We start from the raw sequence: 22,217 nt of genomic DNA, 5'->3' as shown, positions 1-22,217 counted from the left end.
ATGAGCGACGCCACCTTGAAGGAAGCAGATCGCAACGAAACTCTATCAGAGTTCTTTTTCAGAACGGTTTTTGGACGCACCTACATCATGACCGGCGCGGTGCTGGCTATTCTGATACTGTTGTGGGAATATTTGCCGCCAGCGCTTGGAACACCAAGCTATATCATCCCGACATTTTCCGAGACCATCATCGAAGGTCTCCGCATGTGGCGTCAGGAAGATCTGCTCGCGAACTTCATCTCCACTCTGATCTATACCGTTTTGGGTTTTGTGATCGGCAGCGCGCTTGGAGCGATCATCGGGTATCTACTCGGCATGTCTCGCTACTGGGAAAAAGTCCTGTCGCCTTACATTCTGGCGCTCCAGATTGCTCCGAAAGTCGCCTTCGCACCCCTGTTCATCATGTGGTTTGGCTATAACTCAATGCCCAAATTGCTGGTGACAGTGCTGGTCGTTTTCTTCCCGGTGATGGTCAATGTGTTGCAATCCATGAAAACCGTCGATCGCGACCTGATCAATCTGGCACGCGCCTATAGCATGACGCGCTGGGAAATCTTCAGGAAGGTAGAAATGCCTTCCACTCTACCTAATCTCATGGCGGGGTTACGCATTGCTTCCACCCTTGCAGTCATTGGCGTGACGGTCGGTGAGCTTGTCGGCGGCAATACCGGGTTGGGCTTTCTTATCTCCTATGGTGGCGGACAAGCCAATGCCGGCATGGTGTTCGTCTCGATCATCCTGCTCACTCTCATTGGCATTCTGGTTTACTCGGCTCTCGTTCGTATTGAAGAGCGCGTACTCCATTATCTCCCACGAAAAGAATTCTAATCGCGTCTCATACGCACTCGACAAGTTTCTGGAGGTTTGGTGATGACGTTGATCGATAAGAAGACAATGATTGAAGACCGGGTGAACAAGGGCTTGTATGGCCAGTGGTATCCGGTTGCAAAGTCCGTGGAAGTCAAAGCCACGAAGCCATATGGAGCAAAAGTCCTTGGTCGGAACGTGGTGCTGTGGCGCACGACTGATGGCGACATCCAATGTATCGAAGATTTCTGCCCGCACCGCGGCGCACCGCTTTCTTACGGCGAAATCCATGATGGCGATATCGGCTGTCGTTACCATGGCGTTATCGTAACCGGGGAAGGTGTTGTAAAGCGGGTTCCAGCAATGCCAGACTGTGCCCTGGAGGGTCGCAAGGCTTTGCAATCTTTCCAGACGACTGAGGCCAACGATGCGGTCTTTGTCTATATTCCCAGTGTAGAGCAGCCAGTGGCGCCGGAACTGGTTCTTCCGCGTGAGTTCACGAGTGATGAATGGACCGGCTTCCTTTGTACCTCAGTTTGGAACACCAACTATCGCTACGCCATTGATAACCTCGCTGACCCCATGCACGGTTGTTACCTGCATGCGGAGAGTTTCACGCTTGCGTTTGGCGCAAAGCAGGACTTGATGCAGCTTGACAAGACAGATGACGGTTTCCGTATCGCTCGCGTAGGTCAGTTAGGCGAAAATTTCGACTGGACAGAGTTCAGTATCCATCCCGGCACATTGTTCTGTTTCCTTGACATCCCCTACCCGCAGGCAGCGGGACCGGGCGGCAATATGCGCATTGTCGGCTTTGTCACGCCGCTGGATGAGCGCAGCTGCAAAGTCTTCTTCTGGCGCATGCGTGCCGTGACCGGTTTGGCGCGCGAAAGCTGGCGCTTTCTCTACCGCGCCAAGCTTGAACCGCATCATTGGGCCGTTCTGGAACAGGATCGGGTCATGCTCGAAGGAATGCCCGACGACGCTCGCCGCCGCGAGATGTTGTACCAGCACGACTTGGGCGTATCGCGTATCCGTCAGCATCTGACCCGTGCCGCCAAAGCGCAGATCGAAGCCGAACTGGCCGCTGAAAGCGTGGGAGCAAATTGATGTTGACAGGGCGCACAATACTCGTGACCGGCGGTGCCCGCGGCCTGGGCCAAGTTTTGGCTCTGGGATGCGCAGACCACGGCGCACATGTGATTGTCGCCGATATCGACATTGATGGCGCACGCGACACTGCTGCACAGATCGTTGCAAAGGAGGGTGCAGCAACCTCCCTCCATGTCGACCTTGGCAACCCGGAGTCGATCTATGAGCTGGCTGAGCAAATATCTGTCACTCATGGATCCCTGCACGGGCTCGTGAATAATGCGGCCATCGCAACAGGGATCGGCGGCATCGCGTTTGAAGATATCGAGTTGGATAGTTGGGAACAGGTGCAGCGGGTGAATGTTCGGGGCACCTGGCTGATGGTGAAGGCCTGCGCGCCGCTCCTGCGGAAAAGCAGATCGGGTCGCATCGTGAATGTTGCTTCAGATACCGCTCTGTGGGGCGCGCCTCGGCTTATGTCTTATGTAGCCAGCAAGGGCGCCGTCATCTCTATGACCAGATCGTTGGCGCGTGAACTGGGTCCCGATCGTGTCGGTGTCACAGCAGTCGCGCCCGGAATTCTCACCACCAGCTCTACAGATTATGTACCTGCGGAACGTCACCAGCTTTATGGCGACGGTCGCGCCGTTCCAGGTCCACAATCCCCCCAAGACATCGCTGGTGTCGTGGCGTTTCTCGTTAGTGAGGACGCCCTGACGCTCACAGGCCAGATTATGCCGGTCAACAACGGTTTTGTTTTCAATTGAGATCGGAAATGAGTTTTCAACCAGCTTTCTCATCGGGCATAGCCTATCTGGAAAGAAAAGGCCCAGGACCTGTGTTGGTATGCCTGCATGGCATTGGCAGCAATGCGCAATCTTTTGACGCATTGTTACCGTGCTTGCCCGACGACTGGCATGTGGTCGCTTGGAACGTTCCGGGATATAGCGGCTCCGCTCCACTCTCCATTGAGTGGCCAATTGCGCGCGATTACGCCATGAGTTTGAAGGGGCTGACAAACGCGCTTTCGATCAGAAAAATCAACCTGTTTGCCCATTCTCTCGGTACGCTGATCGCGGCGTCCTTTGCCGTTTCCTATCCTAACAAAGTGAGCCGTATGATGCTCGCGTCATGTGCGCTTGGACATGGCGTGAAAGCCGGCGGGTCGTTGTCGGAACAGGCTCAAGCCCGCCTGACAGATCTCGCCGAAAGCGGCCCGCAGGCATTTGCCGCGAAACGTGCTGCGAGACTTGTGCATCGTCCTGAAGAGCATCCGCTATTGGTCGAGCGCATTCGCAATACAATGAGCAAAGTCTCCAATCCGGGCTATACGCAAGCAGTGCGTATGTTGGCTTCCGGCAAGCTCGTCGAAGATTGCCTACAGCTCACCATCCCCACCTCGGTGTTAACGGGCAGTGACGACCAGATTACACCGCCTAAAAACAGCCAGTCCACCTATAGCGCAATTCCTAATGCACAACGCCGTAACTTCGTGTCGCTCGCCAATGCGGGACACGCGGTTTACCAGCAGGCGCCGAAAGAGGTCGCCAACTTCATTATCAGCGAGGTTGGGGGCAACGATGAACGATGATCTGATGAATGGTCCACTCTATGTCGTGCCACCGGTAAAACGTGCCTTCGTATTACTGCGGTATATCGCAGCCGGAAATCGTTGTCAGAATATCCAGAAAGCCGGCATCGATACGGGTCTCAATCGAACAACTTTGATCCGCTTGCTACAAACCTTGCTCGACGAAAGAATTCTTGAGAAACGAGCCGACGGTTATCATCTCGGTATCGGTCTCATCGGGCTTGCAGGCGACGCCCTGTTTACCCATGACATTGTTGAGCATGCACGGCCTGTGCTTGAGAAGCTCACACAGGAAACGCAGCTTTCAAGCCACCTTGGCATTCTGGACGGCTCGGAAATCGTTTATCTCTTGAAGGCGACGCCCAACGTCCATCTCGCCTCAAACGTTCGTGTCGGCAAACGCTTTCCATCCTATGCCACAACGATAGGGCGCATTGTACTCGGTCACATGCCCCCGGAAGAGGTCCGTGAGATACTGATAAATGTCGTTTTCGAAAAATATACCTCGAAAACCGCATTGAGCGTCGAACAGCTGATCACCCAGGTCAATGACGACCGTATCCTTGGCCTGGCGTGGAGCCACTCCAACTTTGAAAAAGGATTGGGCTCCTGCGCCGCTGCTGTTCTGGACCGCTATGGAAAGCCCGTCGCCGGCATCAATGTGACCGGGCACGAAAGCCATTTTCAAACTGAATCTCCAGCACGCACCCGCATCGGTGAGCTTGTTACCGAAAGTGCGAGAACCTTGTCGGCAATGTTGGGTGGCGTGCGACTGCAGCGAAACTCCGAGAAGAAGGAAAACGCTTATGGCTGATACGAACCATGAGAAGATACGGGTCGGCGCATTGCGCGGCATCATGATGCGCGCGCCCGGGATAACCTCCACAGTAGGATTCTACGAGAATAACTGGGGGCTTACCGTTTCCTATCAGGAAGACGGCACTGTGCTTCTGCGCGGCACCGGAAGCGAGCCGTTTCTTTATGGCTTGAAAGACGATGCCACCCACGGCATCGAATATGTGCATTTTTTCATGCCAGACCGCGCACAGATGGATGCGTTGCATCGGCAAATTCTCAGCTGCGGCTATAATCCTCTCGGGGAACCTGCACCGTTCGATGATTTCGTTGGAGGCTACGGTTTCGAGGTTCTTGACCCGGATAATCGCCGTCTTCGATTCCGATGCGACGCGGCCACGGTTGAAAAAATTACGACGGACAAGGCTCTCCCTGCCAAAGTGTCCCATGTGGTTCTCAATACACCGGACATGGATGCAACCCAGAACTGGTATACGGATGTGCTGGGTTTTCGCGTCAGTGACTACTCGGCGGATCAGATGGTCTTTCTGCGCTGCAACACGGACCACCATTCGATTGCGCTTGTTCGCGCTCACTATCCTAGCGCCAATCATGTCGCATTCGAAATGCCCACAATCGATGACTTCATGCGTGGCATCGGCCGCATGAAGCAGAAAGGGCACATCGCCACCTGGGGACCAGGGCGTCATGGACCGGGCGACAATCCGTTTGCCTATTTCGTATCGCCTTCCGGCTTTGTCATTGAGTTCACTTCTGAACTTCAGCAAATCGACGAAAGCACGCATGAAGCTCAGGTTTGGCCGCGAGACGATCTTGAGAAAATGGACCGTTGGATGACCGCAGGCCCTCCCACCGCCGCTCAACGTGCCGTTATGCAGGGCCGTCCCGATCCCGGTTTCCCTGAACTGAGAAAATGACCATGAACACTCGATTTAAAGACCGTGTGGCTGTCGTCACCGGCGGTTCATCCGGTATCGGATTGGCAACGGCAAAACTTTTGTTGCAACAAGGCGGCTCCGTTGGCATCTGTGCACGAACGCCCGAGAAACTCGCGATTGTGACGGAACAGCTCGCCGAAACATTCGGCCCCGAACGCGTTTTTTCCCGCGCATTTTCGGTGCTGGATGAAAAAGCGGTTGTAAGCTTTGCTGATGAAATCAGTGAACGTTTTGGTCGCTGTGACCTGCTCGTCAACAATGCAGGTCAGGGACGGGTTTCCACTTTTGCCGAAACGCGTGACGCTGACTGGCGCGCCGAATATGAACTGAAGCTCTTTAGCCAGATTTATCCCATTCGGGCCTTCGAGACATTGCTGAAAGAGGCAAGAGGCGCAATCGTTGCGGTCAACTCGTTGCTGGCCTACCAACCTGAACCCCACATGGTCTGCACCTCTTCAGCGCGTGCTGGAGTGCAGAACCTGCTCAAGTCGCTGAGTGTTGAGCTTGCACCGCATATCCGCGTCAACTCGATCTTGATCGGTCTTGTGGATTCCGGGCAATGGCAACGTCGCTTTGAGGCTCGCGAAGACAAGGCGCAAACCCGCGAAAAATGGTTCGCCGCCCTCGCCGACCGCAAGGGCATTCCGCTTCAACGTCTCGGCTTGCCCGAAGAAGCCGCCGAAGCCATTGCTTTCCTCGGCAGCCCTACAGCCAGTTACATCACCGGTGCGCAATTAGAAGTGTCCGGCGGACTTTCCCGATATATTTAGAGAGGTCTCGATATGAAAATCGACACATTTCATGACGCGCAGACGGTAGGCGATTTCATCGCAGAATATCTGGCGGACATCGGTGTGGAAGTCATGTTTGGCGTGATTTCCATCCACAATATGCCAATCCTCGATGCAGTCGCACGTCAGGACAGAATACGATTTGTTCCGGCACGCGGCGAAGCGGGTGCGATGAACATGGCAGACGCCTATGCCCGCGTCAGCGGCAAGCTTGGCGTCGCAATTACCTCGACCGGTACTGCCGCAGGCAACGCCGCCGGTGCGCAAGTCGAGGCGCTTACCGCCGGTTCGCCCGTACTCCATATCACCACTCAGGTTGATACAGAGTTCGCCGACCGTGATCGCGCTGCAATCCATGATGTGCCCAAGCAACCCGATATGCTGAAAGGTGTTTCAAAATCCTATTTCCGTATGTGGGACGCGAATGGTGCCATCGGCGCCCTCACTGCCGCCGTTACAAGCGCTATCAGCGCACCTTCGGGGCCTGTCAGTCTTGAAGTGCCCGTCGACATTCAAAGACAACCGGCAAAGCCATGGAGACGTGCGCATCCGCCTCGCCCAGTTCGTGTTGAGCCAAACCCGGCAAGCGTACAGGAAACAGCCGAACTGGTATTGAAAGCCAAAAGGCCACTTCTTTGGCTTGGCGGCGGCGCTCGTAACGCCGTAAAAGAGGCAACTGAACTTGCGCGCCGTGGCTTCGGTGTCGTTACCAGCACCAATGGTCGCGGTGTCGTGTCGGAAGAAAACCCGGCTAATCTGGGTGCTTTCAACATGACGCCAGAGTCACAGGATATCTATGATAGCTGCGACCTCATGATCGTTGTTGGTTCGCGTTTGCGTGGCAATGAAACGCAAAATAATAAGATGCGTTTGCCGACACCACTGATCCAGATCGACGCAGATGCCTTTCAGGGCGGGCGCAATTATCCGGTCGAATTATTTGTCCATGGCGATGCGGCTTTGACACTGGAAGCCCTGCTGGCACTTCTGCCCGAACAGCTTGATGTCGATTCCAATCTGGCTTTCGATATTGCTGCAGCACGTGCCAAGGGTGAAGGTCGTTTACGCGATGTGCTTGGGCCATACCAGACTATTGCAGAAGAGTTGCTGGAACGTGTTCAAAAGGGTGCCCATCCATGGGTACGAGACGTAACCATCTCAAACTCCACTTTTGGAAACCGCTACGTGAAGATCGCTGCGCCTAACCTTGGGGTTCATGCACTGGGCGGCGGTATCGGTCAGGGCGTTTCGATGGGCATCGGAGCGGCAATTGCCTCGAAGGACAAGAAAGCAGTCACGCTTCTGGGCGATGGCGGCACCATGCTCGGATTGGCGGAACTGATCACCGCGGTCGATGAAAATGCAAATCTTGTCTATGTTCTCATGAACGATCAGGCCTATGGCGTTATCCAGAACATTCAGGACGCCCAATACGGTTCCCGCAGGCATTATTCCAAGGTCGCCGTGCCGGAATTCGGCGCACTATGCGCTTCTATCGGTATGCCTCACCTCAAGGTAAATGACATCGACGCATTTGGTGGTGTGCTAGATCAGGCCCTTGCGATGGACGGACCGGTAGTTCTTGAAGTCGACATGACAGCAATAGGTCCATTCGGACAATCCTTCGCTGGTCCGCCTGCTGGTGCCGCAGGAGAAAAATAATGCGTCTCGGTCTGATAGGATACGGCAATATTGCACGCACGCTCGTTGAGCTTCTCCGCAAGGAAGAGATGCCACCGCTCGAATGCCTGAACGTGCTGACGCTTCCAGACCAGCTGGAAGAAACCGAACGACTTTTGAATGAAGACGCTTCTCCCACTTGGGGCAGCACAAAAGTCTTTGGCTCGCTCGACGCGTTCATTGCTGAGCGGCCAGATCTGGTCGTGGAATGTGCGGGCCATGCGGCCGTTTGCCAATTCGTGCCAACGCTCGTGAAACAAGGAGTGGATACCATCATCGTTTCCATCGGTGCACTGGCCGATGGACAAACCGAGCAACTTCTGCGCACGGCGGCCGACGCTGGCCGTGGGCAGATCATTCTTCCCGCAGGCGCAGTTGGCGGGATAGACATTCTGGCGTCGTTGCGGCACGCAGGGCTGAACTCCGTAACCTATTGCGGGCGAAAGCCACCAGCGGCTTGGACAGGTACACCCGCAGAAGATGTTATCAAACTCGCGGACGTATCCGAACCAGTGGTGTTCTTCAAAGGCAATGCCCGGCAGGCGGCGCAAATGTATCCGAAGAACGCCAATGTCGCAGCCACACTGGCGCTTGCCGGTTTGGGCTTTGAGAATACGCAGGTCGAATTGATCGCAGACCCGTTCGCCAAAGGCAATCTGCACGAGTATTCGGTCGAAGCATCCGTCGCAAAATACCGCATGCAGATCGAGAATCTGCCGTCTTCGAGCAACGCAAAAACCTCTGTAACAACCGTCTACAGCGTGCTCCGCGCTGTTTTGAACCGGGCACAGCGAGTTGTGATATGAACAATATGAATATCAGAAACCAGATCGATTTCAGTGACAAGCGTCTGTTCATCGGCGGTGAATGGGAAATTGGTAGTGGCGAAGAGATCACGTCTGTTTTCCCTGCGGACGGCACATTAAACAGCGTTCTGCGCGGAGCTTCCATTGCGGATGGCGAGCGGGCGATTGCACGCGCGAAAGCAGCACAGGACGATCCTGCCTGGCGCAATCTAAAACCGCATCAGCGCGCCCGCTATCTCTATGCCATCGCAGACGGCATTGAAGCCAGTGCCGATCGCATCTCCTTGATTCAAACGCTCGATACCGGCAAGACGCTTCAAGAAACACGCGCACTCGCATTGTCGGCCGCGGGTACATTTCGCTATTTTGGCGCCGTTCTTGAGACACATGATGAGACGCTGACGGCTCAGCGAGGCGACTATCTGACCTTCTCCGTCCATGAACCTCTGGGACTGGTCGCAGCTATCACGCCGTGGAATTCTCCCATTGCCTCCGACGCGCAGAAAGTGGCCCCAGCGCTTGCGGCGGGAAACGCCGTTCTGCTGAAGCCAGCGTCGTGGTCGCCGCTTGTCAGCCTTGAACTGGCGCGTATCGTTGAGCGGTCCGGTCTGCCCAAGGGTCTTTTCTCTGTGCTTCCGGGTTCGGGACGCGAAATCGGTAATCTCTTGGTGGAGCACCCTGATATCGCTAAGGTTAGCTTTACAGGCGGCACATCGACGGGTCGCGCACTTGCTGTAAAAGCTGCACAAAAACTGATGCCCGTATCGTTGGAACTTGGCGGAAAATCGCCAACCATCGTTTTTGAAGATGCTGATATCGATCAGACAATCGCGGGCCTTCTTTTCGGAATTTTCTCTTCAAGCGGCCAGAGCTGCATCGCGGGTTCGCGACTATTCGTGCAAAGATCAATCTATGCCGATTTCCTCGACAGGCTGGTCGCGGCAACGAAGAAGCTCAAGGTTGGCCATCCTTTCGATCCGACGACACGCGTGTCCACATTGATCCACCGCGACCATCAGACGGCTGTGGCTGGTTATGTTGATATGGCACGTTCAGATGGTGGAACGGTTCTTTGCGGCGGCAGTGTACCGGTAGGCGACGGCTTGGAAGATGGTGCTTATTATCTTCCGACAATCATTTCCGATGTGGCCAATGATGCACGTATCTGTCGAGAGGAAGTGTTCGGACCTGTTCTGGTGGTGATGCCGTTCGATGACGAGGACGATGTCATCCGGCTCGGCAACGACAATGAATATGGTCTTGCCTGTGGTCTTTGGTCCAGGGATTTTGCGAAATGCTGGCGCGTGGCGCGGGCTATTAATAGCGGCACCGTCTGGATCAACACCTATAAGCAGTTTTCCATTTCGACCCCTTTCGGCGGCGAAAAGAATAGTGGCGTAGGACGTGAAAAAGGCCGCGCCGGTCTTCTTGCCTATATGGCACAGAAAGCAATCTATCAGGATTTGACTGGCTTGCCGCACCCATGGGCCGGGTGAATAAGGAGACGCGCAATGGCACTCACCGTCGCAATTGTCGGCGCGGGACCAGCCGGTTGTTTTCTGGCTCAGGCACTGACTAAGACGCTCCCAGAATGTGAAGTCGATCTGATTGATCGGCTCGCTGTCCCCTATGGTCTTGTTCGATATGGCGTCGCGCCCGATCATCAGGGTACGAAGAGCATTGTCCGGCAATTTGCGCGGCTATTCGAACAAGGCAATGTCGCCTTCTTCGGCAATCTGACACTGGGTGTCGATTTTACAATCGACGAGCTGGAAACACTCTATGATGTCGTGGTCATCGCGACTGGATTGACGCAGGACAGATCCCTTCATATTGAGGGCGAAGACATCAACGGCGTCATCGGTTCAGGTGAACTGACTCGTTGGTGGAATGACCACCCTTTCAGCGCAGGGCCTGCAGTTCTATCGGGACCGAATGCAGTCATCATCGGGAATGGCAATGTCGCCATCGATGTGGTGCGGCTATTGGCCAAGACTCACGACGAATTCGAAGGATCTGATTTGGGCGGGCATCACCTTGCTGGCCTCGCCGAGTCCGGTATCCGGCATATCAGTGTCGTTGGAAGGTCTGACGCCGCTTATGCAAAGTTCGATTCTGTGATGATCCGTGAATTGGGTCGGTTGCAGAATGTCAAAATCCGGGTTCACGATCCACTCACCGCGAACAATGATGCGCAAGCGCAAAAGCTGCTGGATGATTTACGCACCGTCGACGGTAGCGGATCGGATCAGGCAGAGAAAACAATTGAGTTCCATTTCGGTTGGACACCCGTCCAATTATGCGGAGCCAATGGATCGCTGACGCATGCACGTTTCACCTCAACAACGGGCGGTGAGCAGATGGAAATTCCCTGCAACAGTCTCATCAAGGCGATTGGCTTCGAAGACAGTCCAAGTCAGTCGCGAAACGCGCTGATAGACAACGCTGAAGACATCGCCTCAGGTAAGATTGCCGGAAGTCTCTATGCATGTGGTTGGTTCAGGCGCGGCCCTACAGGAACAATCCCCGAAAACAGAGCTGACGCTATTGTAGTCGCGAACCGCATCGGGGATGACTTTGCAACCGGAAAAATTTCGCAGGGCAAGCCCGGCCGCCGGGAATTTGCAAGGCATCATCCGCATGCCGTCGATTATCAAGGCTGGAAGCTTATCGATGCAGCGGAAATTGCGGCGGCTCCGCCAGCGCGCTGCCGCCAGAAAATCTCCGACCATGTTCAAATGCTGTCGATCGCCAACGGTCAAGCCCAGCAAGTATAAGAGGATACTGTCATGGACATCACCATTTTATACGGAACTGAAACCGGAAACGCTGAAATGCTGGCGGAAGATATCAGTACCGATCTCTCCAGCGAACATGATGTGGTCGTCAGCAATCTGGAGAATTTTGATCCGGCCAACTTCGACGGCAACCACCTCTATCTGATCGTCTGCTCAACCTATGGCGATGGCGAATTGCCAGCATCGGCACAGCCCTTTGCTCAAGCAATCGAGAAAACGCGTCCGGACCTGTCAACAGTTCTGTTTGGTATTTTCGGACTGGGGGACAGCAGTTACACCGAAACGTATAATTTTGGCAGCAAACAAGTCTGCGATATTCTGGTGGGTGCAGGAGCAAGGCAGATCGGTGAGCGCTTAACCCACGACGCGTCCGGAACAGACATGTCTGACGATCTGGCCTTGCCTTGGGCCAGACGCGTTGTCTCGCTGACAAAGACTGTAGTGGACGCCTGATGACTGACGCCAGCGCCATCAAAACACGGCTTACGCAACCATGGGAACATGGTCAGTATGAAGATTTTTCCGGCATCACATGCCATGAGGCGCTCGATCTGTCGGGACTTTCTTTATGCGGTGTCGATTTTTCACGCGCGTGTTTCAAGGGGCCTGTCACCCTTAAGGCAACCCACTTTCGCGGAATATCCTGGTTTGCAGGCGCCACCTTCGAAGCCGGTCTTGAGCTGCGATCATGCCAGTTCGACAATGATGCCCGTTTTGAAAACACAACATTTCTGCAACCGGTCATCGGAAACCACGCGGAATTTCGCGGTGTCGCATGTTTCGATGGCGCTCGGTTCGATGAGCGGTGCGATTTTAGCAACATCGTCAGTTACGGTAACTTCGCATTGCAAAATGCCCGCTTCGTTCAATCCGCGCTCTTCAAAGGAGCCGAATTCATGGGTGGGTTGTGGTGTGATCACTGCCAGCTCCCACATGAAACCGATTTTGATGCAGCCCAGGTCCATGGCCGCCTGTGGTTGCGCAATGCACAGCGTAACCAGAACAGCTTGCCCCCCGAAACCTTTAACATGTCGTTCGGCTATGTCTGGGCGTAAAAACTAAAAGAACAGGAGACCGAAATGTCGAAGTTGAAAATTGGAATTTGTGGGGGTGGAGTTGGCGGCTTATGCACGGCGCTGGCATTACAGCGCGATGGACATAGCGTGACAGTCTTTGAACGCAGTCTTCAATATGGTCGCGTAGGCGCAGACGTCAATCTGACCCCAAATGCTGTGCACGCATTGGATAGTCTCGGCATCGGAGATGAGTTGCGTAAAACCGCTGCACGTCCCACTTATCGCATCAGCCGCACTTGGGACACAGGCGAAGAAACATCACGTCTTCCAATGAGTTCTGCAGCAGAAGATCGCTATGGTGCGCCACAGCTGACCATTCATCGTTCCGATCTGCTCGCTGCGCTGGAAGCGAAGCTCTCGAACGGAGCGGTTCAATTTGGAAAAAAGATTAGCTCGATCGAACAAGACGACGATCAGGCGTGGCTTGTCTTCCAGGACGGAACACGTGAGTCCTTTGATGTGGTCATCGGCGCTGACGGTATCCACTCCGTTGTCCGCACCGCACTTTTTGGGCCGGATACGCCGAAATTCACCGGACTTGTTTCCTACAGAGCGGCCTTCCCGCGAGACAAAGCTGCGTCACTTCCCAATCTCGATGCATTCACCAAATGGTGGGGCGCAACGTCTGACTATCAGATTGTAACTTTTCCGCTTACGAGAGGAGAAGAGATTTTTGTTTTCGCAACCATACCACAAAGCGACTGGGTGGAAGAAGGTTGGACCTTACCCGGCGACGTGAACGAGCTGCGCGAAGCGTATAAAGGCTTCCACCCCGAAGCGCGCGCCTTGCTCGATGCCTGCGAACAAGTCACAAGATCAGCCTTGCATGTGCGCGATCCCATGGCGCAATGGGCAAAGGGCCGCGTGACAGTTATGGGCGATGCCGCTCATCCCATGGTGCCCTTCATGGCGCAAGGCGCCTGCATGGCGATTGAAGACGGCGTGGTCCTGGCCCGTGCCCTTAAGAACAAGTCAAGCAACGCCGTCAATGATGCTCTGGTCGCGTTCGAAACAGCACGTAAGGAACGCACCGCCCGCGTACAGCAAAACTCTTTGGCAAATGACTGGCTGAAAGAAAAGGGTAATGCTGACTGGGTCTATGCCTATAAGGCGACTGAAACAGCCTTTTAAGCCTGATCATAGCCCCGCCGCCATCACAACTCGTGATCGGCGGCGGGTATTTTGATCAGAAAAGCCGGACACAGCTTGCCTTGGGCTCAAACCTGGAATGTCACCTGGATTGGTAGCCAAGACCTTTCGAGATTTCAGCTGCCGCTGCTTGCAAGGCTTTTTCAATTTTTTGTTGCTGAGACTTACCCGATCGAAAATACGAGTCCGGCCCGATCACGTTGATCGCTGCTACCGTTTTACCAGTGTGGTCGTGGACCCCACAAGCGCAGGAGCCAATGCCCTTTTCAAAGGTGTTGACGTTGCGAACCACGTCTTGCTCGCGCTCTATTTTCAACTGAAGAACCAGTGCGTCCAGTGTTGCTGGCGTGTTCTCGGAATAGGCGATCAACTCCTCGTCGGCATAAAGTTTTTCGATTTCATCCCGCGTCAATTGCGATAGCAATACACGACCCATCGTTGTTGCATGAGCCGGTAATCTTGTACCAACACGTACATTGCTTACCAGATGAGCGTTGGGGCTCTCGCGTACGAGATAGATGACGTCTCGCTTATCCAGCATTCCCAGATGCGACGACAAGCCAAGTGCTTCGGAGAGCTTCGCCAATATGGGTCTGGCAACGTTGACAATGTCCCGTTCGTTGATACCTGCCGCAGCAAGCGAAATCAGATCAGGACCAAGTCGATAACCTGCTCCTGGCGCGATCTCCTCGATCCACCGTTCTTCACGTAACGTATTGATAAGTCTGAGCATCGTCGTGCGATTGATCGAAAGGGCCTTGGAAGCGACACTGATATTGCGACAATTATTGCCAGCCGCAATATAACGCAGAACCGAAATAGCACGGGAAACGGGAGGTACGGTATATTGCTCTGCTGGCAAAGCCGTCTCGGCATGACTATCTGAGTTGTTGCCAGGCACGTTTTTTCCTCGACGTAAAGATTTCAGCAGACCTACCCCAATCTCCGATATTTTGAAAGCTTGTAATCTAACAGGATAGGGCATTTAAGGACGTAGATTACCAGTCAGAACTGTGGGAATGCCGAGCCTCCTCATAACAACTTACGATAGCCACGTCATGTTAATCAGAGTGACAACCTAGGTGTTGAAATTAGCACCATTTGGTGATAAACTGACTCAACTGCAGGAGGTAATTTTATGCGTTCAACCATTAATCTTGATGATAATCTCTTGGAAAAAGCCAGATCCCTGACGGGCACAAAGGAGACAGCCGCTTTGGTCCGCCAAGCGTTAGAAGCACTTGTGCGCGTCGAGACTGGTAAACGGCTTATCGCTCTTGGAGGTACCATGCCGGACGCTGAAGCCGCCCCCCGCCGTCGGAGCTCAGTGAATAAGTGATATTAGCAGATACTTCCATTTGGATTGATCATTTCCGCCGAGGTGATAACGATCTTGTAAAAATTATTGGTAACGATCTTCTGCTTTGCCATCCGGCAGTCATTGGCGAACTTGCTTTGGGCAGCCTACGCGACAGGACCGCTGTGTTAACTTTTCTCCGCGCACAGCGTGAGACTATCGTAGCAACCCACGACGAGGTTATGACTCTCATTGAGAGGCATAGCGTTTTTAGCATGGGTATTGGCTACACGGATGCCCACTTGCTCGCTTCTGTCCTACTTGATCAGCGCACATCACTTTGGACCCGAGACAAGCGGCTCAAGCTAGCGGCCCTCAAAGCTGGCGCTGCTCTTTATGAGCCCTTTCACAGTTAAAAAGAGTATAACGCCATCCGCTTGATCCGCCATTTTGATGAGCTCGAACGGGTGACACGGTCTTGAAGGGGACCGGAAGCAGAAAGTCCGCTTCGGCCAAAAAATGTGCTGAAGGGGGCATAATGAGCTGTCGGCATAACCACCTGATTGCCAGTCAAGAATTTCGTCAATCACTGGAAAATGAGTCGTCCGCTGAAGTCTGCAATGTCATTAACCTGGCGAGTACTCGAAATCGACCCCGTTGGATACCAGCGCAAATATGATTGCATTGCCATTGGCCTTAACGCACGCGCTGATGACCGATCATCATTCTTCTCGGTTATCTATAAATGTCAATTCTCGGTAGCTGCCATTGCGCGCTGGCACAGCTTTTGTTCGATAGAACGCATCGGCTTTCGGCAGACAGATCGGACCCCTGATAACCCTTATGTCATGCTTATAGTCACTAAAGGGGATGATAATGAGATAGATGAACCGTCGGGTGCGATCAATCAATAAGATGCCGTTGGCATCCTCTGGAACAGGATAACGAGGTGTGACGTCGTAACCACGAAAGTCACCTCTGCCGTGCCGCCATAAAGCTTGCACGGCATTGTCGTATGCTTCGATATGACAAATTTCGTCCCAATGCACTTCTGGAAACATGTCCGAAAAGGCTTCGACCGCTCCAACATTCAATTGGAGCCTAGCGACGATACGCTCACTGTCCAAAGACGGTTGAGAACTGCATCCGGCGAGTAGAAGCGTTGCAGCGACAACCGGTATTATAATTTTTACTTTGATTGGTAACACCCGTCCCATCCCAAATTCACTTAGTTTGCCCAGCCGCAATATGGCTCCTAAAAGGTTCCAGTTTCAATGAGCGTCAAAGTCCATTGCGACCGCAATGGGGCCGATAGCCGACTATCCGCTGCTGGGACACCCAGCACTGAAAGCGGACGTCGGAGTTTTTGCCGCTAAGGACCGGGATGAGGCCCTAGTCGGTCGGTCCGATTTCAGTTGTCGCCCAAAAGATTGCTGACACGGCGCGCGACTGCCATCTATGATGCCTTCCGACAGTTTTGCGACCGTCCCAATTCCATTCTCGATTACCGGAAGTAGACAGTGAAGAGTTACAGCAACTTGGACTTAGACACTTAGACTGCGCCATTAGCGTACGTGAAACGCAAAAGTTACGTATTGGGATGAGAATCGCACTATAGACAGGCTGTTGTCTATTCCGCCACAGGTGCAGTTGGCGAAAACCAAATGCTTTTCGGCATTATTTGTTTCAATATCTGAGCATGTACGATCTATACAAGCCATTCCGTAACTATATGCGAACGTTCGCCTTGATGCCTGCACTCGCCTGGATGTGGCGCCTTACGCAGCACGTTGAGCATGATCTTCCTCTGTCCTTGACGGGCGCGCCATCCAATACGTTTGGTCGTCCTTTTAAGATCAAAGGCTCGATCCAAATGTGCGAGTGCGGACTTGCTATTAGTTTGGGGAGAAAGACGCGAGACCGGCACCCTTCGGGAGCGTTATGAAACCTTATTCCATGTCAGGTATATCGCCGCATTGAAACAGTGTCGCAGGCGGTCCATATTCTCCAACATCGGGATCGGCTTCGCGGCTCCATGCGACTACACCGACATGTTTACCCTGCAGCGATTGTGCCTCACGTAAAGCGCGGCCCTCTGTTTCAAATGCCATAGGTTCGAACGCCGGAACTAACTCTCCAACTCCGTTACGGTCGAATGCCGCAACCACGATAAGCCGCGCATTGGTCATCTAATCTTACTTTCCGTCATTGTTCAAATCCAACTCCGGATTACTATCAGCCTTAGTCTGGCTCTTCTTTTTTGAGAGCCTGCCAATCTTAGGTTCTACAGGGCGGTCAGGAGTGCTCGTAAACTTAATGGCCATAATCGTTTCAAATCTCAATTAGGAATGTTGCTTTTTTGTTCTCGTGTCGCCTGTATGTCAGATATTTTTGCACATGTCCAACGATTGCTAGAAGCACCGCATTGGTCAGCACCAAAAGAGCTCATCGCAGCGAGAATCGCATGGGGTTGGCCTGCGTGCAAAATGGAATATGTAGCGAACAGGCTTATAGTGATCGACCTCGCGATCACTGCTCCATTAATTTCACCGAACTAAAATGCGTGCCGAATACCTAGGGGCGACCGCATAAATGGCGGTCGCCACCTCATCGCTGTGCCAACAAAGCAACTCAGTCGCTATTAAGAATTGGGGTCACCGCATTTCGTGGCCGCGTCGGCGCGGCCTTTCGTTTCGGCTTTGGCAAAAGGCCCTCGCGTTGCGCTCTCTTTTTTGCGTCTTTGCGAGCGCGACGGATGGCTTCGTCTTTCTCGCGGATGCGTTTTTCTGACGGCTTTTCATAAGCGCGGCGTTCTCTCATTTCACGAAAAACACCTTCGCGCTGCAATTTCTTTTTTAGTACACGGAGTGCTTGGTCGACATTGTTATCTCTAACGAGTACCTGCAATTTCTATCCTACTCTTTTGAAAATTTGCTGCGCTCGCGCTCCAAACGCGCAGCTCGGAGCCGGACGGTTTTTGCGTCAACTGCTGCTCTTTCGTTTTCCAGAATGCCTTTGGCAGTCTTGTCGGTCACAGCGTTTTTTGTTTCCATACGTGTGCGAGGCTGCTTGAAGAGCGTTTCTTTGGTGGGCTCACCCATCTTATACTGTCCTTCCGGCTGTTGGATCCGCATTCGGGTCAGAAAAACAGGGCCAAATAAAAAAGGTCGGGCAGACCCGACCTTCCAATTGTCTCAACGAGCAATGCCAGTACATCCGTGGTCAAAGACCGGAGACAATATCATTGCCCTATCAAAGAGCCTGAAGATTATCGGCAGCCTTCTTGCCCGAGCGGCGATCGGCAACGAGTTCGAAGCTTACTTTCTGGCCTTCATTGAGTGTATGCAAACCCGCACGCTCAACAGCCGAAACATGAACGAACACATCCGGCGAGCCATCATCAGGTTGAATAAATCCAAAGCCTTTTGTGCCATTAAAGAATTTTACTGTTCCGTTGGTCATATTGAATATCCTTCAAATCGAACGGTTAAATAATAACGAAAATTAATTCGCTGCGAGTTATACGATTTGAGAGAAAAAGAAGGGCTTTGAATTTTAGCCTCGTCGTTCGATAACAAAGTCGATGCGTGTCATATAGCGTTAACCAACGCTTTCTACAAGATCAGGACTTTCATTTTATTAAAACGTGATTTTATAATGTAAAAAGAACCCCGCAGCGAAAATCGTGCGAGGCTGGAAGTCATATGTCATCGGCAAGCGAATTTTATTTTTAGAAGCGAGAAAATCAAGCGGCGATTCACTCGCTATATTTTTTTCTGCAGCGTCGGGGCGCGCCAAAAGCTCTGAAAACGTGTCTTCATTATTGTTGGAGAACGTCACTCTCAAACCGTCTTTCAACGCCTCTGCTATAGCTTGCGATGGGAGATCACGAGGTCTCACGCCCGCAGCAAATCGTCTCGCCGAAAGGTATGGTTTTGCAAAGTCTGTCATGTGCCCAACGTCTTTATCATTCTCAGCACAACAAGCTGGTGGCGGCTATGTTTCAATAACGAGCACACCGAAATCTATATTCTGCAAAGCCCGTTAAATCTCCCAACCAGTAAAGCCACGCTTGGAAAAGGTGGGTACTAGCAGTGAACGCCTGCTCGGCTCGGAAAATGATGTAGGCACAAGAACTCAATTTGGCACCGAAAAACAACTTAAAATTAAAATTTATAAAGAATTCTCGCAAAAGTTGATTGCATTGGTGCTATAATCAAAATCCAACGCATAATTATGTGCGTTCGATCATTGAAGATCGGATACTTCATGAACAAGTTTGAATGGTTAAAGCCCGCACTCGGCGGCGCATCGGTTGGTGCCATTGCGGCAATTGCTATCGGGTTTTCCGTAGGTGGGTGGGTCACACAAGGCACTTCTGAGCGCCTGATTGCATCCAACACGACCGACGGGGTAGCACTCGCTCTGACGCCTTACTGTCTTGAAAAATCGAAAAACGATCCGGCCGTTGTAAACATCCTGGCTGATTTTAAGGCCGCACCAGCTTACTCCCGCCGTACTTTTATCGAGAAGACAGGGTGGGCGACACCGTTGGGAGTACAGCAACCCAATACCGCGCTCGCTACTGCGTGCGGCAACGAACTCGCCAAGGCGCTTTAATGTGGCCGGGAAACCGACCCAGGAGGCTATAATGAGTAAACAACTTACCCGTAGCATCAATTTGGAAACTGTTTCTGTACGTCCACGGCACGATGAGGACACGACGGCCAGCAGAAGCGATCTCAGAAATGCTCATGAACAAATGACTTCTCCATCTAAAGATTGGTCGCAGCTTGCGAATATTCTCCGGCGTTCTTGCGGCGGTTTCTCACGTACCCGGTCGCCACGTCATTCTTTACCGAGGAGCAAACGCAATGGCTAATGACACCACAGCTCTAGAACGAAAGGTTCTTGCACATGAGCAGATACTTCAGGTTCTCATCGGGCATCTAGCCGAGACCGAACCCAAATTTCTGGATCGACTTAAAGCAGTATTCACGCATCATCATATTCTTGGCTCCAATGAACTGAACTACGTTAATACAGCGCAGTATGCGGAAAAATTCATTCATGAAATTGAGAAGATGCAAAAGTATAAGGCAACGCGTTGATTTTCGCCGGCTCACGATTATCTAATAAAAATTCTGAGCCGATTATTTTTAAATAAATAAATGTCAGATGTCTGCTTGCGATTTAATTCGAAAAGGCGCACTGTTTATTATGCACAGCAATTGAAACGGGCGCTGTCGTTGGGAGAGAGCAATCTCCTGCCCCAAAATGAAGGGGACATGCGATGTCTTCCGCTTCACGTCTATCCTACTTTGGCCCAGAAGATTTCCCTTCGCTTCGTGCTTTCCTGCAACGTTCCGGATATTCGCTGGAGGGTTGCGAAAAACCAGAGATTCGCCTGGAAGCCGCCAAACACCTTTGTGAAATTTTCAGCGCCGGAAGCCATGATCCTGTGCAGATGCTGGATATGCTTTTGGCAATCCGCGCCCAACGGCTATCACAATCCAATCAAAGAGAACTGGAAGCCTGGGAGAATGAGGGTGGCTATACGGCCCCGCAAGTCACTGCAAAATCCTTGGTCTTGCGATGGCCTCCTCGAAAGCGGCTCCGATTGAGGTTGGCCCATGGCTGATAATCCGCGTTTCCTGACGTCGGGCTGAATATGGCGACTTCGAGTGGGGATCGAGAGGCCTGTTTCACGAGGAACTTACCGGGCTGGCATCGTCTCAATGACACGTGATCAATCTGGCGAGGATAAAATGTCAGCCCAAAAATCTTTGGATCGTAAATTGAGCGTGTATCTGATCGCATTTCTCATCATATGCATCGACATCGGATTGGTCGCGTGGGTGCTCGGTTCCTACGTCTATTAAGTACTGGTATGCGATGTCCTAAAACGTCTGCTTTCCAACTATAATGAAGTCAGCATTTCCATGTATTCCGACGTTATTTACATCTACGTTCAGCAAGCCGTTGCCTTTTTCCGATGATAACTGAACAAGATCTCCTAGATAAGCTTGCCGGAGTATATCCATGCTTGCCCACAAGACGCCCTTTGTAAACGTCTTCTCACCTTCCGTGAGTATGGAAATACGGTAGCCAACAGAACCGAGGTTCTTTCCTTCGCAATACAAATTGCCTATTGAACTAAATGTAGACGTTGGCATGATTGTACCCCCGATAGGGGCTGTGTCTCCTCACCAAGCAAAGTGGGAGACACAGCTATAACTAATGCCGTTTGGTTTTGATCAAATCATTGGCAGGAGTAGGAAAGCGACCTGAAACAACATCTGTTGACGCAGTTTTCTCCTTCGTCTTATCTTTCTTTGGCTTTCTTATTTCTCGGTTACTTCTTTTCTGACCACGGGGCATTTTGAAAACTTCCTGTTTTTGAGGAATTAACTAATTCTTTCATACCGGACCAATCCAGTGATGGTTCAAATCACCGCTGGAGATACTTCCACGTTCTCACGGGCATGTTGCCGAGAAAGCTGCGGCATCGCTCACGATGGTGAGCGTCCAGATTGAAATTCCTGAATGAGTAGCCTTGCTGCGGATATGTGAGCGGCACGGTTTTCTGCTGTATCGTAAAGCCGATAGCCGGCGCGTCGCAGTATTTCACGCATCATTCGAAAGTCGGTAGGTCCAAGGTAGGGCTTGATAATTTTGGAAGACATTTCGTCCTCCTTGTATTGGGGCTGGAGTATGCACTCGCAACCGACAGCGCCCGTTTCAAAAGCTGTCGAGACATGCACCATGCGCTTTAAATATGAGCAAAGCAACTGAGGCTGAATTGCGACGGCAGATCGGCTCAATCATTGCATAAGAAGCTACTTCACCTCCACGGTGATGCGATAGGAAGTTTGCCGAGCCTGTGAATAGACCTCGCGAGCGGCATCGTAGATCAGTTTCCGTGAGGCGTCGAAGGCAGCAAGAAGCGATGATTCCGTCGCTGCTATGACGCCATTCTTCTCCAGAGCGGGCGGGGATGCGGACTAAAACTTGGACCACCAGGAGGTAGTTCATGTATTCCCATGCAGACAGAATTCGCGCCGTTGAGCTGTATATCCAGCTTGGCAAGCGAGTTAAGGCGACGATCCGCCAATTGGGTTATCCGACAAAGAATGCGCTGAGAAACTGGTATCGCGAATACCAGCAACATCAAGACCTGCGTGTTGGTTGTGTGGCTCGCGCACCGAAGTTTTCTGAGGCCCGGAAGCAGGCGGCGCTTGAACACTACCGCACTCACGATCGCTGTATCTCTGCGACGATGAGGGCGTTGGGCTATCCAGGTCGTGGAACTTTGACAGCATGGGTTCGAGAAGCGTTTCCAGAGACGAGGACTTCGATGGTCGGTCGCTCCTGGC

At 52.5% G+C, this 22,217-nt stretch carries 28 protein-coding genes and 1 pseudogene; 20 read left to right on the top strand and 9 right to left on the bottom strand.

The window, feature by feature from the left end; all coding sequences use genetic code 11:
* From ACTJKP_RS18540 to ACTJKP_RS18475, 14 genes are read left to right on the top strand one after another with little or no spacing between them, the layout of a single operon-like run.
* Nucleotides 1-828: an ABC transporter permease gene (locus ACTJKP_RS18540; RefSeq protein ID WP_440631720.1), complete on the top strand. Its 828-nt coding sequence runs from the start codon at nucleotides 1-3 to the stop codon at nucleotides 826-828.
* Nucleotides 829-870: 42 nt separating this feature from the next.
* On the top strand, nucleotides 871-1,917 hold the full coding sequence (locus ACTJKP_RS18535) for a Rieske 2Fe-2S domain-containing protein (RefSeq protein WP_440631719.1): 1,047 nt from the start codon (nucleotides 871-873) through the stop codon (nucleotides 1,915-1,917).
* Nucleotides 1,917-2,666, top strand: coding sequence for an SDR family oxidoreductase (locus tag ACTJKP_RS18530; RefSeq protein ID WP_440631718.1), 750 nt, complete (start codon nucleotides 1,917-1,919; stop codon nucleotides 2,664-2,666). The genes ACTJKP_RS18535 and ACTJKP_RS18530 overlap by 1 nt, the downstream gene beginning before the upstream one ends.
* A gap of 8 nt (nucleotides 2,667-2,674) precedes the next feature.
* A complete protein-coding gene (locus tag ACTJKP_RS18525; RefSeq protein ID WP_440631717.1) occupies nucleotides 2,675-3,490 on the top strand; it encodes an alpha/beta fold hydrolase in 816 nt (271 codons plus the stop codon).
* Nucleotides 3,480-4,304 (top strand): IclR family transcriptional regulator, encoded by an 825-nt coding sequence (locus ACTJKP_RS18520; protein WP_440631716.1) that lies wholly within the window; start codon nucleotides 3,480-3,482, stop codon nucleotides 4,302-4,304. Before ACTJKP_RS18525 ends, ACTJKP_RS18520 begins: the two co-directional genes overlap by 11 nt.
* Nucleotides 4,297-5,223 (top strand): VOC family protein, encoded by a 927-nt coding sequence (locus tag ACTJKP_RS18515; RefSeq protein ID WP_440631715.1) that lies wholly within the window; start codon nucleotides 4,297-4,299, stop codon nucleotides 5,221-5,223. Before ACTJKP_RS18520 ends, ACTJKP_RS18515 begins: the two co-directional genes overlap by 8 nt.
* A 2-nt stretch (nucleotides 5,224-5,225) precedes the next feature.
* Entirely contained in the window at nucleotides 5,226-6,014 is a 789-nt protein-coding gene (locus ACTJKP_RS18510; protein ID WP_440631714.1) for an SDR family oxidoreductase, read from the top strand.
* A 12-nt stretch (nucleotides 6,015-6,026) separates the two neighbouring features.
* The gene (locus ACTJKP_RS18505; RefSeq protein ID WP_440631713.1) at nucleotides 6,027-7,697 is read left to right on the top strand and encodes a thiamine pyrophosphate-binding protein; all 1,671 of its coding nucleotides are present in this window, start codon (nucleotides 6,027-6,029) and stop codon (nucleotides 7,695-7,697) included.
* A complete protein-coding gene (locus tag ACTJKP_RS18500) occupies nucleotides 7,697-8,521 on the top strand; it encodes an aspartate dehydrogenase (RefSeq protein ID WP_440631712.1) in 825 nt (274 codons plus the stop codon). Before ACTJKP_RS18505 ends, ACTJKP_RS18500 begins: the two co-directional genes overlap by 1 nt.
* On the top strand, nucleotides 8,518-10,017 hold the full coding sequence (locus tag ACTJKP_RS18495) for an aldehyde dehydrogenase (protein WP_440631711.1): 1,500 nt from the start codon (nucleotides 8,518-8,520) through the stop codon (nucleotides 10,015-10,017). The genes ACTJKP_RS18500 and ACTJKP_RS18495 overlap by 4 nt, the downstream gene beginning before the upstream one ends.
* Nucleotides 10,018-10,032: 15 nt before the next feature.
* A complete protein-coding gene (locus ACTJKP_RS18490; RefSeq protein WP_440631710.1) occupies nucleotides 10,033-11,298 on the top strand; it encodes an FAD-dependent oxidoreductase in 1,266 nt (421 codons plus the stop codon).
* Nucleotides 11,299-11,310: 12 nt separating this feature from the next.
* Nucleotides 11,311-11,772 carry a flavodoxin domain-containing protein gene (locus tag ACTJKP_RS18485; RefSeq protein WP_440631709.1) on the top strand — a complete coding sequence of 154 codons (462 nt, stop codon included), beginning with the start codon at nucleotides 11,311-11,313 and terminating at the stop codon, nucleotides 11,770-11,772.
* Nucleotides 11,772-12,374, top strand: a complete 603-nt coding sequence (locus tag ACTJKP_RS18480; RefSeq protein WP_440631708.1) for a pentapeptide repeat-containing protein — start codon at nucleotides 11,772-11,774, stop codon at nucleotides 12,372-12,374. Before ACTJKP_RS18485 ends, ACTJKP_RS18480 begins: the two co-directional genes overlap by 1 nt.
* A 24-nt stretch (nucleotides 12,375-12,398) precedes the next feature.
* Nucleotides 12,399-13,526: an FAD-dependent monooxygenase gene (locus tag ACTJKP_RS18475; RefSeq protein WP_440631707.1), complete on the top strand. Its 1,128-nt coding sequence runs from the start codon at nucleotides 12,399-12,401 to the stop codon at nucleotides 13,524-13,526.
* A gap of 100 nt (nucleotides 13,527-13,626) precedes the next feature.
* Here the strand turns inward: ACTJKP_RS18475 and ACTJKP_RS18470 are convergent, their stop codons facing one another.
* Entirely contained in the window at nucleotides 13,627-14,445 is an 819-nt protein-coding gene (locus ACTJKP_RS18470; RefSeq protein ID WP_440631706.1) for an IclR family transcriptional regulator, read from the bottom strand.
* Nucleotides 14,446-14,682: 237 nt separating this feature from the next.
* On the opposite strand from ACTJKP_RS18470, the gene ACTJKP_RS18465 reads away from it, so the two are divergent.
* Nucleotides 14,683-14,883: a type II toxin-antitoxin system VapB family antitoxin gene (locus ACTJKP_RS18465; RefSeq protein WP_010660355.1), complete on the top strand. Its 201-nt coding sequence runs from the start codon at nucleotides 14,683-14,685 to the stop codon at nucleotides 14,881-14,883.
* Nucleotides 14,880-15,257, top strand: coding sequence for a type II toxin-antitoxin system VapC family toxin (locus ACTJKP_RS18460; protein WP_010660356.1), 378 nt, complete (start codon nucleotides 14,880-14,882; stop codon nucleotides 15,255-15,257). The genes ACTJKP_RS18465 and ACTJKP_RS18460 overlap by 4 nt, the downstream gene beginning before the upstream one ends.
* A 306-nt stretch (nucleotides 15,258-15,563) precedes the next feature.
* Here ACTJKP_RS18460 and ACTJKP_RS18455 read toward each other — a convergent pair whose 3' ends face one another.
* From ACTJKP_RS18455 to ACTJKP_RS18430, 6 genes are all read right to left on the bottom strand, one after another.
* Complete coding sequence (locus ACTJKP_RS18455; protein WP_440631705.1) at nucleotides 15,564-16,088, bottom strand: hypothetical protein; 525 nt, start codon at nucleotides 16,086-16,088, stop codon at nucleotides 15,564-15,566.
* A gap of 702 nt (nucleotides 16,089-16,790) precedes the next feature.
* The gene (locus ACTJKP_RS18450) at nucleotides 16,791-17,030 is read right to left on the bottom strand and encodes a hypothetical protein (protein WP_140026398.1); all 240 of its coding nucleotides are present in this window, start codon (nucleotides 17,028-17,030) and stop codon (nucleotides 16,791-16,793) included.
* A gap of 442 nt (nucleotides 17,031-17,472) precedes the next feature.
* Nucleotides 17,473-17,748, bottom strand: coding sequence for a 30S ribosomal protein S21 (gene rpsU, locus ACTJKP_RS18445; protein ID WP_440631704.1), 276 nt, complete (start codon nucleotides 17,746-17,748; stop codon nucleotides 17,473-17,475).
* Nucleotides 17,749-17,756: 8 nt separating this feature from the next.
* Nucleotides 17,757-17,942, bottom strand: coding sequence for a hypothetical protein (locus ACTJKP_RS18440; protein WP_440631703.1), 186 nt, complete (start codon nucleotides 17,940-17,942; stop codon nucleotides 17,757-17,759).
* Nucleotides 17,943-18,093: 151 nt separating this feature from the next.
* The gene (locus tag ACTJKP_RS18435; protein WP_010660182.1) at nucleotides 18,094-18,303 is read right to left on the bottom strand and encodes a cold-shock protein; all 210 of its coding nucleotides are present in this window, start codon (nucleotides 18,301-18,303) and stop codon (nucleotides 18,094-18,096) included.
* Nucleotides 18,304-18,480: 177 nt separating this feature from the next.
* Nucleotides 18,481-18,792 (bottom strand): hypothetical protein, encoded by a 312-nt coding sequence (locus ACTJKP_RS18430; protein WP_440631702.1) that lies wholly within the window; start codon nucleotides 18,790-18,792, stop codon nucleotides 18,481-18,483.
* A 318-nt stretch (nucleotides 18,793-19,110) separates the two neighbouring features.
* Between ACTJKP_RS18430 and ACTJKP_RS18425 the strand changes: the two genes are divergently transcribed.
* The 3 genes from ACTJKP_RS18425 to ACTJKP_RS18415 all read left to right on the top strand — a co-directional run bounded on the left by ACTJKP_RS18425 (nucleotide 19,111) and on the right by ACTJKP_RS18415 (nucleotide 20,482).
* On the top strand, nucleotides 19,111-19,461 hold the full coding sequence (locus ACTJKP_RS18425; RefSeq protein ID WP_440631701.1) for a hypothetical protein: 351 nt from the start codon (nucleotides 19,111-19,113) through the stop codon (nucleotides 19,459-19,461).
* A gap of 254 nt (nucleotides 19,462-19,715) precedes the next feature.
* On the top strand, nucleotides 19,716-19,952 hold the full coding sequence (locus ACTJKP_RS18420) for a hypothetical protein (RefSeq protein WP_280992266.1): 237 nt from the start codon (nucleotides 19,716-19,718) through the stop codon (nucleotides 19,950-19,952).
* Between the two features lie 182 nt (nucleotides 19,953-20,134).
* Nucleotides 20,135-20,482 (top strand): hypothetical protein, encoded by a 348-nt coding sequence (locus ACTJKP_RS18415; protein WP_440631700.1) that lies wholly within the window; start codon nucleotides 20,135-20,137, stop codon nucleotides 20,480-20,482.
* Nucleotides 20,483-21,353: 871 nt separating this feature from the next.
* On the opposite strand, the gene ACTJKP_RS18410 is transcribed toward ACTJKP_RS18415, so the two are convergent.
* Nucleotides 21,354-21,527, bottom strand: coding sequence for a hypothetical protein (locus ACTJKP_RS18410; RefSeq protein WP_440631699.1), 174 nt, complete (start codon nucleotides 21,525-21,527; stop codon nucleotides 21,354-21,356).
* Nucleotides 21,528-21,680: 153 nt separating this feature from the next.
* The gene (locus ACTJKP_RS18405) at nucleotides 21,681-21,809 is read right to left on the bottom strand and encodes a DUF1488 family protein (RefSeq protein WP_440631764.1); all 129 of its coding nucleotides are present in this window, start codon (nucleotides 21,807-21,809) and stop codon (nucleotides 21,681-21,683) included.
* A gap of 65 nt (nucleotides 21,810-21,874) precedes the next feature.
* Here ACTJKP_RS18405 and ACTJKP_RS18400 point away from each other — a divergent pair.
* A pseudogene (locus tag ACTJKP_RS18400) lies at nucleotides 21,875-22,217 on the top strand (IS3 family transposase); the annotation flags it as partial.

This window comes from Brucella sp. 22210, from assembly GCF_052045675.1.
Classification (GTDB): Bacteria; Pseudomonadota; Alphaproteobacteria; order Rhizobiales; family Rhizobiaceae; genus Brucella.
This window is presented reverse-complemented; position numbering and strand designations above follow the sequence as displayed.

Bases quoted from the DNA above. Each gene is read 5' to 3' on its own strand.
- ACTJKP_RS18535 (WP_440631719.1), top strand. From the start codon at position 871: ATGACGTTGATCGATAAGAAGACAATGATTGAAGACCGGGTGAACAAG.
- ACTJKP_RS18500 (WP_440631712.1), top strand. From the start codon at position 7,697: ATGCGTCTCGGTCTGATAGGATACGGCAATATTGCACGCACGCTCGTT.
- ACTJKP_RS18485 (WP_440631709.1), top strand. From the start codon at position 11,311: ATGGACATCACCATTTTATACGGAACTGAAACCGGAAACGCTGAAATG.
- ACTJKP_RS18505 (WP_440631713.1), top strand. From the start codon at position 6,027: ATGAAAATCGACACATTTCATGACGCGCAGACGGTAGGCGATTTCATC.
- ACTJKP_RS18490 (WP_440631710.1), top strand. From the start codon at position 10,033: ATGGCACTCACCGTCGCAATTGTCGGCGCGGGACCAGCCGGTTGTTTT.
- ACTJKP_RS18415 (WP_440631700.1), top strand. From the start codon at position 20,135: ATGTCTTCCGCTTCACGTCTATCCTACTTTGGCCCAGAAGATTTCCCT.
- ACTJKP_RS18440 (WP_440631703.1), bottom strand. From the start codon at position 17,942: ATGGGTGAGCCCACCAAAGAAACGCTCTTCAAGCAGCCTCGCACACGT.
- ACTJKP_RS18530 (WP_440631718.1), top strand. From the start codon at position 1,917: ATGTTGACAGGGCGCACAATACTCGTGACCGGCGGTGCCCGCGGCCTG.
- ACTJKP_RS18510 (WP_440631714.1), top strand. From the start codon at position 5,226: ATGAACACTCGATTTAAAGACCGTGTGGCTGTCGTCACCGGCGGTTCA.
- ACTJKP_RS18480 (WP_440631708.1), top strand. From the start codon at position 11,772: ATGACTGACGCCAGCGCCATCAAAACACGGCTTACGCAACCATGGGAA.
- ACTJKP_RS18465 (WP_010660355.1), top strand. From the start codon at position 14,683: ATGCGTTCAACCATTAATCTTGATGATAATCTCTTGGAAAAAGCCAGA.
- ACTJKP_RS18425 (WP_440631701.1), top strand. From the start codon at position 19,111: ATGAACAAGTTTGAATGGTTAAAGCCCGCACTCGGCGGCGCATCGGTT.
- ACTJKP_RS18540 (WP_440631720.1), top strand. From the start codon at position 1: ATGAGCGACGCCACCTTGAAGGAAGCAGATCGCAACGAAACTCTATCA.
- ACTJKP_RS18435 (WP_010660182.1), bottom strand. From the start codon at position 18,303: ATGACCAACGGAACAGTAAAATTCTTTAATGGCACAAAAGGCTTTGGA.
- ACTJKP_RS18410 (WP_440631699.1), bottom strand. From the start codon at position 21,527: ATGTCTTCCAAAATTATCAAGCCCTACCTTGGACCTACCGACTTTCGA.
- ACTJKP_RS18420 (WP_280992266.1), top strand. From the start codon at position 19,716: ATGGCTAATGACACCACAGCTCTAGAACGAAAGGTTCTTGCACATGAG.
- ACTJKP_RS18475 (WP_440631707.1), top strand. From the start codon at position 12,399: ATGTCGAAGTTGAAAATTGGAATTTGTGGGGGTGGAGTTGGCGGCTTA.
- ACTJKP_RS18430 (WP_440631702.1), bottom strand. From the start codon at position 18,792: ATGACAGACTTTGCAAAACCATACCTTTCGGCGAGACGATTTGCTGCG.
- ACTJKP_RS18450 (WP_140026398.1), bottom strand. From the start codon at position 17,030: ATGACCAATGCGCGGCTTATCGTGGTTGCGGCATTCGACCGTAACGGA.
- ACTJKP_RS18495 (WP_440631711.1), top strand. From the start codon at position 8,518: ATGAACAATATGAATATCAGAAACCAGATCGATTTCAGTGACAAGCGT.
- ACTJKP_RS18520 (WP_440631716.1), top strand. From the start codon at position 3,480: ATGAACGATGATCTGATGAATGGTCCACTCTATGTCGTGCCACCGGTA.
- ACTJKP_RS18525 (WP_440631717.1), top strand. From the start codon at position 2,675: ATGAGTTTTCAACCAGCTTTCTCATCGGGCATAGCCTATCTGGAAAGA.
- ACTJKP_RS18515 (WP_440631715.1), top strand. From the start codon at position 4,297: ATGGCTGATACGAACCATGAGAAGATACGGGTCGGCGCATTGCGCGGC.